Source organism: Caballeronia eucalypticola, from assembly GCF_047608185.1.
Lineage (GTDB): Bacteria > Pseudomonadota > Gammaproteobacteria > Burkholderiales > Burkholderiaceae > Caballeronia.
This window is the reverse complement of sequence record NZ_JBLKRU010000004.1, coordinates 273,108-285,828: the sequence shown is the minus strand read 5'-3', so window position 1 is coordinate 285,828 and position 12,721 is coordinate 273,108. Positions and strand designations below refer to the sequence as shown.

General features: G+C 59.9%; 13 protein-coding genes. All 13 read right to left on the bottom strand.

Going from position 1 to position 12,721, the window contains the following annotated elements; genetic code table 11:
• Positions 1-172: 172 nt before the first annotated feature.
• Positions 173-1,066, bottom strand: a complete 894-nt coding sequence (gene lepB, locus ACMX25_RS07735) for a signal peptidase I (RefSeq protein ID WP_414949017.1) — start codon at positions 1,064-1,066, stop codon at positions 173-175.
• 21 nt (positions 1,067-1,087) lie between these two features.
• On the bottom strand, positions 1,088-2,878 hold the full coding sequence (gene lepA / locus ACMX25_RS07730; protein ID WP_414949016.1) for a translation elongation factor 4: 1,791 nt from the start codon (positions 2,876-2,878) through the stop codon (positions 1,088-1,090).
• 131 nt (positions 2,879-3,009) lie between these two features.
• Positions 3,010-3,279, bottom strand: a complete 270-nt coding sequence (locus ACMX25_RS07725) for a glutaredoxin family protein (protein ID WP_414949014.1) — start codon at positions 3,277-3,279, stop codon at positions 3,010-3,012.
• Positions 3,276-4,922 carry a DegQ family serine endoprotease gene (locus ACMX25_RS07720; protein WP_414949013.1) on the bottom strand — a complete coding sequence of 549 codons (1,647 nt, stop codon included), beginning with the start codon at positions 4,920-4,922 and terminating at the stop codon, positions 3,276-3,278. The genes ACMX25_RS07725 and ACMX25_RS07720 overlap by 4 nt, the downstream gene beginning before the upstream one ends.
• Before the next feature lie 19 nt (positions 4,923-4,941).
• The gene (locus tag ACMX25_RS07715; protein WP_414949012.1) at positions 4,942-5,985 is read right to left on the bottom strand and encodes a MucB/RseB C-terminal domain-containing protein; all 1,044 of its coding nucleotides are present in this window, start codon (positions 5,983-5,985) and stop codon (positions 4,942-4,944) included.
• Between the two features lie 3 nt (positions 5,986-5,988).
• On the bottom strand, positions 5,989-6,618 hold the full coding sequence (locus ACMX25_RS07710) for an RseA family anti-sigma factor (RefSeq protein WP_414949011.1): 630 nt from the start codon (positions 6,616-6,618) through the stop codon (positions 5,989-5,991).
• 80 nt (positions 6,619-6,698) lie between these two features.
• Complete coding sequence (gene rpoE / locus ACMX25_RS07705; protein ID WP_031363443.1) at positions 6,699-7,298, bottom strand: RNA polymerase sigma factor RpoE; 600 nt, start codon at positions 7,296-7,298, stop codon at positions 6,699-6,701.
• 95 nt (positions 7,299-7,393) lie between these two features.
• Positions 7,394-7,528, bottom strand: coding sequence for a hypothetical protein (locus ACMX25_RS07700; RefSeq protein WP_414949009.1), 135 nt, complete (start codon positions 7,526-7,528; stop codon positions 7,394-7,396).
• Between the two features lie 389 nt (positions 7,529-7,917).
• Positions 7,918-9,156, bottom strand: coding sequence for a beta-ketoacyl-ACP synthase II (fabF, locus tag ACMX25_RS07695; protein ID WP_414949007.1), 1,239 nt, complete (start codon positions 9,154-9,156; stop codon positions 7,918-7,920).
• A gap of 147 nt (positions 9,157-9,303) precedes the next feature.
• On the bottom strand, positions 9,304-9,543 hold the full coding sequence (gene acpP, locus ACMX25_RS07690) for an acyl carrier protein (protein WP_004197638.1): 240 nt from the start codon (positions 9,541-9,543) through the stop codon (positions 9,304-9,306).
• Positions 9,544-9,800: 257 nt separating this feature from the next.
• Positions 9,801-10,541, bottom strand: coding sequence for a 3-oxoacyl-ACP reductase FabG (gene fabG / locus ACMX25_RS07685; protein WP_414949004.1), 741 nt, complete (start codon positions 10,539-10,541; stop codon positions 9,801-9,803).
• Positions 10,542-10,608: 67 nt separating this feature from the next.
• Positions 10,609-11,541 (bottom strand): ACP S-malonyltransferase, encoded by a 933-nt coding sequence (fabD, locus tag ACMX25_RS07680; RefSeq protein ID WP_414949002.1) that lies wholly within the window; start codon positions 11,539-11,541, stop codon positions 10,609-10,611.
• 69 nt (positions 11,542-11,610) lie between these two features.
• Positions 11,611-12,600 (bottom strand): beta-ketoacyl-ACP synthase III, encoded by a 990-nt coding sequence (locus ACMX25_RS07675; protein ID WP_414949001.1) that lies wholly within the window; start codon positions 12,598-12,600, stop codon positions 11,611-11,613.
• Positions 12,601-12,721: the final 121 nt, after the last annotated feature.

The window sequence follows — 12,721 nt, the reverse complement described above, 5'->3', positions numbered from 1 at the left end:
TGAAAGGCCGAAAAACCGCAGGGGAAAATGGCACAGCAAGCGCACCTTAGCCGCGATTCTTCGTGCTGTTTCTAGGCGGCCCAAAGGTGACTTCCAATAACAACTACGCCGCGATGACGCGGCGTAGTGGTCGAACGAAATTACTGCTGGCGATACCGATCAAAACCGCGCTTCAATGGAACACCCCAATGCGCTTCAAACTGCTGAAGTTCATCCATATAAAGAATGCACGGCCGACGATATTCGCGTCAGGCACGAAACCCCAATAACGGCTGTCCGCGCTGTTATCGCGGTTGTCGCCCATCATGAAATAGTTACCCGCCGGCACTTTGCAAATGACGCCTTGAGCGTTGTAGTTGCAGTTGTCGCGGAACGGGAAGTCGTCAGCGCCAATCACGAACGGCGGCACTTGTGCGTTATTCAGGATCGCATTCTTGCGGCCATCGAGATTTTCTTCGAACTGCTTCGCATAACCGACGCGTTCGTCATCGAAATAATCAGGCAACGCCGTTTCAGGAACCGGCTTGCCATTAATGGTCAGCTTCTTGTCCTGATACGCAACGGTGTCGCCCGGAAGGCCGATCACGCGCTTGATGTAATCCACCGATTCGTCTTTCGGATAGCGGAATACCACCACGTCACCACGCTTGAGCGGCGTGCCGCTGGTCAGCTTGGTATTGCTGATCGGCAGACGCAGGCCATATTCAAATTTATTGACGAGGATGAAATCGCCTACCACCAGCGTGGGGACCATGGATCCGGACGGAATCTTGAACGGCTCGACCACGAACGAGCGCACCACGAACACCACCAAGATTACCGGAAAGAAGCTTGCGGAATATTCCAGGTACCACGGCTGGCGGAGCTTTTCATCGCGTAGGCGAGCGCGCGTTTGCGGCGCGTTTTCATCGGCGAAACGGGGTTCAAGGCGCGCTTGCTGTTGATCGAATTCCGCCACCGCTGCATCTGCTGCCCGGCGCCGTTGTTTCTCGAACACCAGTTTGTCGAATACCCACGCAATCCCCGTCACGACGACGAGCACCAAAAGAATCAACGCAAAATTCATCAATCGTTTCCGGTTGTTTTATTAATCTTCGACGCGAAGAATCGCGAGGAAAGCTTCTTGCGGAATCTCGACCGAACCGACTTGTTTCATGCGCTTCTTGCCGGCCTTCTGCTTTTCCAGAAGCTTTTTCTTTCGCGAGATATCGCCGCCGTAGCACTTTGCCAGAACGTTCTTACGCAATGCTTTAATGTTCTCGCGCGCAATAATGTTCGCGCCAATGGTCGCCTGAATGGCGACGTCGTACATTTGGCGCGGAATCAGTTCGCGCATCTTCGACGCTACTTCGCGTCCACGATGCTGGCTCTGCGACCGGTGCACGATCACCGACAACGCGTCGACCTTGTCGCCATTGATTAGCATGTCGACCTTCACCACGTCCGACGCGCGATATTCCTTGAACTCGTAGTCCATGGACGCATAACCGCGCGATGTGGACTTCAGCCGGTCGAAAAAATCCAGCACGATTTCCGCCATTGGAATTTCGTACGTGAGCTGGACCTGACGGCCGTGATAGAGCATGTTGATCTGCTGGCCGCGCTTGTTCGTGCAGAGCGTGATTACCGCGCCCACATACTCCTGCGGCATGTACAGGTTCACGGTCACGATCGGCTCGCGCACTTCTTCGATGTACGTAGGCTCCGGCATCTTGGCCGGATTCTCGACCTGGATCAGCTCGCCGTCGCGTTTCACGACTTCGTACACCACGGTGGGCGCCGTGGTGATGAGGTCCATGTCGAATTCGCGCTCAAGCCGCTCCTGCACGATCTCCATGTGCAGCAGACCAAGAAAGCCGCATCGGAAGCCGAAACCAAGCGCTTGCGACACTTCCGGCTCGTACTGCAGCGAGGAGTCATTCAGCTTCAGCTTTTCCAGCGATTCACGCAGCGCGTCGTACTGGTTCGCTTCCACCGGATACAAACCCGCGAACACTTGCGGCTTCACTTCCTTGAAACCAGGCAGCGGCACTTCGGCCGGACGCGCCACGGTGGTGACCGTATCGCCGACTTTTGCAGCCTGCAATTCCTTGATGCCCGCGATGATGAAGCCCACCTGCCCCGCCGACAACGACGCGAGATTCGTGGCCTTCGGCGCGAATACACCGAGACTTTCGACCGGATAAATCGCGCCGGACGCCATCATCTTGATCTTTTCCTTCGGACGCAGCGTGCCGTTCTTGATGCGCACGAGCATGACCACGCCGACGTAGTTATCGAACCATGAGTCGATAATCAGCGCTTGCAGCGGCGCGTCCGGATCGCCCTTCGGGGGCGGCACTTTGGCGATCAGCGCCTCGAGCACATCGGTCACGCCGAGACCCGTCTTGGCGCTACAGCGCGCGGCATCGGTTGCATCAATGCCGATCACATCTTCGATTTCCGAAATTGCGTTTTCGGGATCAGCCGCGGGCAAGTCAATCTTGTTCAGGACCGGCACGACTTCCACGCCCAGTTCAATCGCCATGTAGCAGTTGGCGACCGTCTGCGCTTCCACGCCCTGGCTGGCGTCGACCACGAGCAGCGCGCCTTCGCAAGCGGACAGCGAGCGGCTGACTTCGTACGAGAAGTCGACGTGGCCCGGGGTGTCGATGAGATTCAGGTTGTAGACCTGACCGTCGAGCGCCTTGTAGCTCAGCGCCGCGGTTTGCGCCTTGATGGTGATGCCGCGTTCGCGCTCGAGATCCATGGAGTCGAGCACCTGCACGTCCATCTCGCGGTCGGACAAGCCGCCGCACAACTGGATGATGCGATCGGCGAGCGTCGACTTGCCGTGGTCGATGTGCGCAATGATCGAGAAGTTACGAATATGATTCATTCAGTGCCGATCAAGCAAAAAGGCGCGCCCAGACAAACGCGGAGCACGCCTTGAAAATGGGGGTGAAAAACTTATCTATTTTAGCCGAAAAGGCGGGCTGACGGCGGATTTTACGGGAAAGGTCCGATCGCTCAGGGACTTATATGCGTGCTGGAAGTGTTCAGGAGCGCGTCCCGTACGCGCATTTCGTCCAGCCGGTAATGGCATAACTCCACGCCATCGAACATCAGCACGGGGACGAGTTCGTCGTATAACGCCTCGAGCGCAGGATCCGTGTCGATATCGATCCATTCGATAGCAACGCCGAACTCAGCCGCAATTGGCTCGAGCCCGGCGCGCAAATCTTCACACAAGTGGCACCACGCACGCCCATAAAGCTTAAGCGCGCTCATCGTGCTCATTTCTGCGCCGGCGCGCTGCGCGGCCGCAACGGCACGAACTGCGTGTTGTCGCCGCGACGCACCAGCACCGCGACCATCTTGCTCGGATCGACGTTTTGCGCGACCGCGTCGAATTGCTTCGCGCTCGTGATGTCCGTGTCGCCGATACGCAGGATGATGTCGCCCTTCTGGAAGCCGGCACGCGCCGCCGGACCTTCCACCGCGTCCACCATCACGCCATTGGTGAGTTTCAGCGTTTTTTTCTGGTCAGCCGGAATGTCGCTCACCGCGATGCCGAGCGTATTGCTCGCCTTCGCCTTTGGTGGCGGCGTCTTCTTGGCCTCGGTCTTCGCGATCTTGTCCGGCTGCATTTCAGCAATCGTGATCGGCAGATCGCGCGACTGACCCTTGCGCCACACGGTGATCGTCGCCTTTGTGCCCGGCTTCGTGTCGCCGACCATGCGCGGCAGGTCCGTTGCCGTGGAGACATCGTGGCCGTTGTATTTCAGGATGATGTCGCCCGGCTGGATACCGGCCTTGTCGGCCGGGCCGCCCGCTTCCACGCTGCTCACCAGCGCGCCCTGCGCCTTCGGGAGTCCAAGCGAATCCGCCACTTCCTTCGTGACTTCCCCGATCGCCACCGCAATGCGGCCGCGCGTGACCTTGCCCGTTGTCTTCAGTTGATCGGCGACGCGCATGGCTTCATCGATAGGAATCGCGAACGAAATCCCCATGAAGCCGCCCGTACGGCTGTAGATCTGCGAGTTGATACCAATCACCTCGCCCGCCATGTTGATCAGCGGACCACCGGAATTGCCCGGATTCACCGCCACGTCGGTCTGGATAAAGGGCAGGTAATCGCCCGTGTCCCGACCCTTCGCGCTGACGATACCCGCCGTCACCGTGTTATCGAGCCCGAACGGCGAGCCGATTGCCAGCACCCATTCGCCGACACGCACCTTGTTCGAATCGCCGATGGTAATGGCCGGCAGGCTCGTCGCCTGGATCTTGACGACCGCGACGTCCGTGCGTTCATCGACGCCGATCAGCTTTGCCTTGAATTCGCGCTTGTCCGTGAGCGTGACGTAGATGGTGTCAGCGTCGTCGACCACGTGGGCATTGGTCATCACGTAACCATCGGCCGACATGATGAAACCCGAGCCCACGCCGCTGCTCTGTTCCGAATTGTCCTGACTGTCAGGGCTGCTGCTACTGCCGCTGTCGCCGCCCTGGTCGCCGTTGCCGTTCCCACCATTGCCGCCGCTTCCGCCGCCATTTCCACCGCCGCCGCCGTTGCCGCTTCCACCTCCGTTACCGCCCCCACCGCCGCGCGGCGAACCCGGCGTACCGGGCATTGGAATGCCGAAGAAACGGCGGAAGAACTCGGACATGTCGCCCTCGTCCATACCGGGCGGCAAGCCGCGCAGGTCGTTACTGCTGCTGACGCGGGTTGTCGTACGGATATTGACGACCGACGGACCGACTTTATCGACCAGTGTGGTGAAGTCGGGCAAATTCACTCCCGGCACCGCGACCGTCGTAGCGGACGGCGCAGGCGTCGACGCGGGCGCCGCTGCGGTTGCTGTGGCCGCGTAGGTCGCGAGCGGCAGGCATGCGGCAAGCGCCGCGGCCGCGAAATAGGTGCGCAGCGAGAGATTGCTCATATCGTGGTGGGCCGAGGAATTACTTGGAAGGCTTGTATTCTATGGCAGAAGCAAATTGCTGCAACGTGGCCTGGGGCACTTCGCCCAGCAAGGTAATCCAGAAATCACCGCGGCGCTTGACCAGCACGTGCGTCGCGCCGCTGTCGCCAGCCCCTTCCTTGCGGGAATTTTTTTCCGCCGGCTCGACAAAAATCGAGATTGCCGCCAGTCCGTCGGAGAAAACAGCCTGATCGACGGGAATAGGCGGTTGGCCCTTTTCACTTGACGCCATTGGCCGGCGCAACTCCCGGATTTCCCGGAAACCCGGCACGGCAGGGGTGATTTTCCACCCCTGCGCGGCCATATCGACCGGCTCGACCGGTGGGCGCACGACCGTCCACCCGGCTAGGCTCTTGATTCCGTTCGCAATCCCGGCGCGGTCCACGGACCCGCCAATCTGCACTTGCGAAAATGAAAGCTGTTCGAGCACCTGACCGTCGGGGCCAAGCGTCTGCGCGCGCAGTAGAAGGCCGGTTTTCGAGTCGGCCCAAAGCTTGTAGGCAAAGCGCCAGGCGTCTTTCGGATCGAGTTCGATCACCTGGCTATCAATCCCGGCCACGCGGTCCAAACCGAGCATTTTCGGCTCATAGACCATCAGGACCTGGTCGCTGCCGGTTGTCAGCAACGCCGGGAACGCGTCCTTGTTCTGACGTTTTTCGACGACCACCAAATGCCGTTCGGGGACGAACGTGTACATGTCGTCGTCGTGGCGAAGCATCTTGCGAGGCTTGCCATCCAGACTTTCCAGCGACTCGAACTCACCGTCGCCGCGTGCCGCAGAATGGATAATTCGCGACGATTGCACCGTTGTCCCACGCTGGTAGACGAAGGTGCCCTCGTAGTTCTGCTGCTGTGCGGCGTCGTGAATCCTGTTGAGCAGTTCCGCAGCGGACTTGCGCGCGGCGGCGGAATCGTCGCCCTGCGCAAAAGCACTCGATGCCGCTGATAACAACGCAGCTGCACAGAACATCAACGCCGGCAACCGCCCCCAATGAGTCGTTTTCTTCAACCGCACACGTTGCATCAGTTATTGGCCTTGGCTGGTAGCCGCAGTGCGAATCAAAGGCATCGAGCCCGGCATGACGGGCTGTTGGGAGAATTGCTGATGCGCTTCGAGATACTGGTCCAGGCTTGCGTCGCGAATGATGTTCGCTTCGACAACCGGCGAGCGCGTGCTGGTGGCGGGCATGGAAGCCATGGCCACGCGCTGTACATGATCTGAAGACACGGACGACATCTGCACGCCGTTGTGGCTGTCCACGCCCTGCAATTGAGGCACCACGATCCACGTCAGCGTGGCAGCGGCAGCGGCGACGGCAAAAGCCGGCACTACGCGTCGGCGGAATAGCCGCGAGCGAAGGCGCTCAGCGGAAGCGGCGGGAATGGCCGCGGGCGCAAATACATGCGCTTCCGCTTCAAAACGCGCCGAGAACGCGTTCATGAACGCACTGCTGGCTGCAGGACTGGCCGCGAGATCGTCGGAACGCAGGGCGTCGCCGATCAAGTGGAAATCCGACCACGACGCGCGATCCTTCTGCGTAAACCCGGAAAGAAACTGACTGATGTCGCCCGAACCGTCGAACGACTCACCGTCGACAAAAGCGGACAGACGCTCGCCGCGCGAGCTAGCTTGCGATTGCACCGAAACCGACCCCATGATGCTCCCCATCTTGACTGCACCCCGTAGTGACACTACCTGACTCAGATACCGCGTCCCTGCCCCGCGCAACCTCGCTGTTACCAGCGCTTGCCTTCGGGAGTGTCCAGCAGCGGACGCAATTTTGCCGCAATGGCTTCGCGAGCACGAAAAATTCTTGATCTGACCGTCCCAATTGGGCAATTCATCATTTCGGCAATTTCTTCGTAGCTCAGACCTTCAATTTCACGAAGAGTAATGGCGGTGCGCAGCTCTTCCGGTAAAACCGCCATTGCAGCATTGACCGTCTGTGCGATCTGCTTGCTCATCAACATCGACTCAGGCGTGTTGATATCCCTTAGTTGGTCTGCGTCGGAGAAAGTTTCCGCTTCTTCTGCATCGGCTTCGGTAGAAGTTGGAGCCCGACGGCTCTGAGTGGCAAGGTAGTTCTTCGCGGTGTTCACCGCAATCCGGTAAAGCCACGTATAAAAGGCCGATTCTCCGCGAAATTGCGGCAACGCGCGATAAGCCTTGATAAAGGCGTCCTGCGCGACATCCTCAACCTCGGCGGGATCGCGCACGAGGCGCGAGATAAGCCGGATGATTTTGCGCTGATATTTGGCGACCAGTAGCTCGAACGCTGCTTTATCGCCTTTTTGCACGCGTTCGACCAGTACCTGATCGATTTCTTTTTCGCTCACCTGGGAAATCCGTTAACTTTGGGGGTGCTACGCGGAGGGCTATTGTAGCGTTACGCTGCAGGAACACGCCGGATGCTGACCGGCGGTTACACGCGTTACAGATGTTCCTGGGCGCAGCGCCGGACGCGCACGGCCAATTCGCGAAAGGCGGAGGTATTGGCGAGCGCGTCGGCAGCCACTAGAAACGATGCCGGGAGGCCCGCTGCGGGCATCAAGGTGAGAGCGAGCAAGCGGTCGCTCCACTGGGCACAGCCAGTTATTCGCCGATATTGCGCGTGTCCCGAACGATCCCACGTAGTCAAACCGTCCTGCCCAATCGAACGCGACAGGCCGGCGGCGCTCGCCGCCCCAGGCCACAGTGGCCAGAGCCGCGGTCACCGTCAAAGCGGCGACACATCCGCTGAATAGTCCGGCGTAAGCCGCCACGCACTGGAACACCGATCCCGCCGATACCACCACGAATGCTGCGGTAGCGTCCCAGAGGAATCGTGAGGGCCGGAGCGTGTGCCGGCGCGGGGACTCAGCAAGCAAGTCCGCCGGCGCACGAGGCAACAAAACGTGCGCGCTTGTCATTCGCCTATTCCCGCGACGATCAGGCGCGCGCCGCTAAGCACGTCGCTCAATGCTTCTTGAAAACGAGCGTGCCGTTCGTGCCGCCGAAACCGAACGAGTTCTTCAGCGCCACATCGATCTTCATTTCCCGCGCTTCGTTCGCGCAGTAATCCAGGTCGCACAGCGGGTCCTGGTTGAAGATGTTGATAGTGGGCGGCGAGATCTGGTGATGCAGCGCCAGCACGGTGAAGACCGATTCCAGCCCGCCGGCGCCACCGAGCAGATGGCCCGTCATCGACTTGGTGGAATTCACCACGAGCTTCTTCGCGTGGTCGCCGAACATGTTCTTGATACCAACGGTCTCGGCCAGATCGCCCAACTGCGTGGAGGTGCCGTGAGCGTTCAGGTAATGCACTTCATCTGCATTGACCTGAGCGTTTTTCAACGCATTGCGCATGCTGCGACGCGCGCCGTCACCGTCTTCCGGCGGTGCGGTCATGTGATATGCGTCACCGCTCATGCCGTAGCCACTGACTTCGGCATAGATCTTCGCGCCGCGCGCTTTCGCGTGCTCATACTCTTCGAGCACCATCACGCCCGCGCCTTCGCCCAGCACAAAACCGTCGCGATCCTTGTCCCACGGACGGCTCGCCGTCGCAGGGTCATCGTTGCGCTGGGACAACGCGCGTGCAGCCGCGAAGCCGCCGATACCCAAGGGCGATACAGTCGCCTCGGAGCCGCCGCAGATCATCACGTCGGCGTCGCCATATTCGATCAGCCGCGAACCTTCGCCAATGCAATGCAGACCCGTCGTACAAGCGGTCACGATGGCCAGATTCGGCCCTTTCAAACCGAAGCGGATGGAAAGATGGCCGGAGATCATGTTGATGATCGACGCCGGCACGAAGAACGGCGAAACCCGGCGCGGACCACGGTTCAGCAATTCCGTCTGCGTAGCTTCGATCATCGGCAAGCCGCCGATTCCCGATCCCACCACCACGCCCACGCGCTCCGAGTTTTCCTCGGTGATTTCCAGCCCGCTGTCCTGCATGGCCTGCACACCGGCGGCGATGCCGTAATGGATAAAGGTATCCATGTGGCGCGCTTCCTTGGCCGGCATATAGGCTTCGACGTTGAAGCCCTTGACTTCGCCGGCAATGCGCGTGGAGAAGTTCGTGGTATCGAACTTCGTGATCTCGGCAATTCCCGACTTGCCGGCGACCAGATTGGCCCAGCCGTCGGCAACGGTATTGCCAACAGGCGAAATCAGCCCAAGGCCTGTAACAACAACACGACGACGGCTCACGGTAACCCCTTATCCATAAATGACAAAAAGCAAAAGCCACAAGATTCACAGGAAATTGCCCTGTGAGCCCTGTGGCTGTTAAATCGGTTCGAATCGCGACAGAGCGTCAACCCCGAATGGTGTGGAAGCAGCTTGGCGCGTCGGGCTTTAGGCCTTGACGTTGGCGCGAGCGTAGTCGATCGCCTGTTGAACCGTCGTGATCTTCTCGGCTTCTTCGTCAGGGATTTCCATGCCGAATTCGTCTTCGAGAGCCATCACGAGTTCGACGGTGTCGAGCGAGTCAGCGCCCAGATCGTTGACGAACGAAGCTTCGTTCTTGATTTCAGCTTCGGCGACGCCCAGTTGTTCGGCGACGATCTTCTTCACGCGCTGTTCGATATTGTCCATGCAGCCCTCCGAGGGAAATGTAGTTCAAAAACACAAGTGCGCGCATTTTATCAGGTTTGTACCCGTAAATACCCACGCACGGAATCAGCTTTGTTTAGCGCGTGACGTGCCTTTGATGCCCGTCACGCCTTTCTTGCGCACTCTCCTGCGCCCTTTCCCGCTTACCACTTCTGACAACAGATTTCGCATCTTGCGCACGGCACTTTAATTCAGCACTTTGCGCACCCGCCAAGGCGCGGATATTAACGAAATGCCTGTCACATGTACATGCCGCCGTTCACATGGAGCGTCGTACCCGTTATGTAGCCGGCGTGTGGCGAAGCAAGGAAAGCCACAGCATGCGCGATATCTTCAGGGCTGCCCAGTCGACCCAGTGGTATCTGTGCTGTGAGCGCCGCACGCTGCGCTTCCGGCAAAACCTTGGTCATGTCGGTATCGATAAAACCCGGCGCAATGCAGTTCACCGTGATCCCGCGGCTGCCGATTTCACGGGCCAGCGCACGCGTCATGCCAGCCACGCCGGCTTTCGCCGCCGCGTAGTTCGCCTGCCCCGGGTTCCCCGACGACGCCACGACCGACGTGATATTGATGATCCGGCCGCCGCGCGCTTTCATCATCGGGCGCAGCACGGCGCGCGAAAGACGGAAAACGGCACGCAGGTTGGTGTCGATCACGGCGTCGAATTCGTCGTCCTTCATGCGCATCGCGAGCTGATCTTTCGTGATCCCGGCGTTGTTGACCAACACGTTGAGGCTGCCGAATTCCTTGACCACGCCGTCGATAAACGCTTCGCTCGCGGCCGCGTCCGTCACGTTCAGCACGGCGCCACGGCTTTGTCCGCCAAACTCTTTCAATGCTTCGGTAATGCCCTCGGCGCCGCTTTCGCTGGTCGCCGTGCCAATCACTGTCGCGCCCTGGCGCGCAAGTTCGACCGCGATTGACCGGCCAATACCCCGCGACGCGCCCGTCACGACCACTATGTGCTTGTCCAGAATCATCTTTCGTCCGCTCCTTGGTTTGTCGCTTGACCGCGTTGGCGTCATCCAGCTAGCCCCGCCAGCGATTTCAGCCGGCGAGCAGTTTGCGTGTTTCTTCGAGCGAAGCCGGATCGAAGATAGACGCGCCGATCAGCGTGCCGTCGATACGCTTCGTCAACCCGTTCAGCACCTTGCCCGGGCCGCATTCGATCACGTGCGTGACGCCTTCGTGCGCCATCTTCTGCACGGTTTCGACCCAGCGCACGGGACCCGCGGCCTGACGCACGAGCGCGTCCTTGATCGCAGCCGGCTCGGCGACGCTCGCGACATCGATGTTATTGATCAGCGGAATTTGCGGCACGCCGATATCAACCGTCGCCAGATACTCGCGCAACTGGTCCGACGCCGGCTTGAGCAGCGACGAATGGAACGGCGCCGACACCGGCAGCGGCAACGCGCGTTTCGCACCCTTGGCCTTGGCGATTTCGCAGGCCTTTTCAACGCCTGCTTTCGCGCCCGCAATCACAACTTGGGACGGCGCGTTGAAGTTGACCGCTTCCACGATCCCCGCCGCCGATGCTTCGGCGCAGACGGCGCGCACGGCGTCGTCGTCGAGACCCAGAATGGCTGCCATGCCGCCTTCGCCGACGGGCACCGCGCTTTGCATCGCTTGGGCACGAAACCGTACGAGCGGTACGGCGGCGGAAAACGGCAGCGCACCAGCAACAACCAGCGCCGTATATTCGCCGAGGCTATGACCCGCGACAACCGCCGGTTTCAACCCGGTTTCCTTTTCCCACACGCGATAAATCGCGTACGCGGCCGTCAGCATCACAGGCTGCGTGTTCGTGGTGAGACCCAATTCTTCGACCGGACCTTCGGCAATCAGCTTGCCCAGATCCTGGCCGAGTGCATCGGATGCTTGCTGCACGGTTTCGCGCACCACGGCGTGATCGGCAAATGCATTGAGCATGCCGACCGACTGGGAACCTTGTCCCGGAAAAACGAACGCGAATTTCATGAGGTTCTTACTCGATTGAATTGTCGATTGACTGACGTGGCGAGGAAGTCGTGTCGGTTGGATATCCGCTCAGTAACGGATAACCGACGCGCCCCACGTGAAGCCGCCGCCCACCCCTTCGATCAGCAAGTGCTGGCCGCGCTTGATACGACCGTCGCGCACAGCGACATCGAGTGCGAGGGGAATGGATGCCGCCGACGTATTGCCATGCTCGCCAACCGTCACGACCATGCGCTCCAGCGGCACATGCAACTTGCGCGCGGTGCTTTCCATGATGCGGATATTGGCCTGATGCGGAATCAGCCAGTCGATATCGCCAGCAGTCAGTTGCGCTTTCTCAAGCGCCTCGACAGCGACTTTTTCCAGCACCTTGACCGCCAGTTTGAACACCGCCTGACCGTCCATGTGCAGGAACGCGCTGCCTTCGATTACACCCTTGTTCACATTACCCGGCGTGCACAGGATGTTCGCGTGGCTGCCATCGGCATGAAGCGCACTGGAGAGTACGCCGGGTTCATCGGAGGCCCGCAGGATAACGGCGCCCGCGCCGTCGCCGAACAGCACGCAGGTGGTGCGGTCGTTGAAATCAAGAATGCGCGAGAAAGTTTCAGCGCCAACGACCAGCGCTGTGCGATGCGTGCCGCCGCGAATAAGGCTGTCCGCCATTGCAACGGCATAAGCGAAACCCGAGCAGACGGCCTGAATGTCGAACGCTGCGCCGCTGTTCCTGATGCCGAGCTTGTTCTGCAGCAGGCAAGCGGTGCTGGGGAAAACGAAGTCAGGCGTGGACGTGGCGACGATAATCAGATCGATCGATTGCGGATCGATATCCGCCGCCTCGATCGCATGGCGCGACGCGTGCAACGCGAGTTCGCTGGTCGTCTGATCGGGTGCGGCGAAATGACGTGCGTGAATACCGGTGCGTGCGACGATCCATTCATCGCTCGTTTCAACACCCTGCTTCGCCAGACGTTCGGCCAGAGCCTGGTTCGAGACACGATCCGGCGGCAAGTAACTGCCCGTTCCGATCACACGGGAATAGAGATTCGTTTGAGCCATTATGCCTTCGAGGATAGCGCGGGACCCGGTTCGCCCGGCTGCACGAGCGGGCGGGCAACGACCGTATTATCGCCTGGGACGACAGGGTCGGATGCGGGGTCGACCGGATTCGGGACCACGG

Excerpts from the sequence above, each read along its gene's own strand:
- lepB (WP_414949017.1), bottom strand. The coding sequence starts at position 1,066 with ATGAATTTTGCGTTGATTCTTTTGGTGCTCGTCGTCGTGACGGGGATT.
- lepA (WP_414949016.1), bottom strand. The coding sequence starts at position 2,878 with ATGAATCATATTCGTAACTTCTCGATCATTGCGCACATCGACCACGGC.
- ACMX25_RS07725 (WP_414949014.1), bottom strand. The coding sequence starts at position 3,279 with ATGAGCACGATGAGCGCGCTTAAGCTTTATGGGCGTGCGTGGTGCCAC.
- ACMX25_RS07720 (WP_414949013.1), bottom strand. The coding sequence starts at position 4,922 with ATGAGCAATCTCTCGCTGCGCACCTATTTCGCGGCCGCGGCGCTTGCC.
- ACMX25_RS07715 (WP_414949012.1), bottom strand. The coding sequence starts at position 5,985 with ATGCAACGTGTGCGGTTGAAGAAAACGACTCATTGGGGGCGGTTGCCG.
- ACMX25_RS07710 (WP_414949011.1), bottom strand. The coding sequence starts at position 6,618 with ATGGGGTCGGTTTCGGTGCAATCGCAAGCTAGCTCGCGCGGCGAGCGT.
- acpP (WP_004197638.1), bottom strand. The coding sequence starts at position 9,543 with ATGGACAATATCGAACAGCGCGTGAAGAAGATCGTCGCCGAACAACTG.
- fabG (WP_414949004.1), bottom strand. The coding sequence starts at position 10,541 with ATGATTCTGGACAAGCACATAGTGGTCGTGACGGGCGCGTCGCGGGGT.
- fabD (WP_414949002.1), bottom strand. The coding sequence starts at position 11,541 with ATGAAATTCGCGTTCGTTTTTCCGGGACAAGGTTCCCAGTCGGTCGGC.
- ACMX25_RS07675 (WP_414949001.1), bottom strand. The coding sequence starts at position 12,600 with ATGGCTCAAACGAATCTCTATTCCCGTGTGATCGGAACGGGCAGTTAC.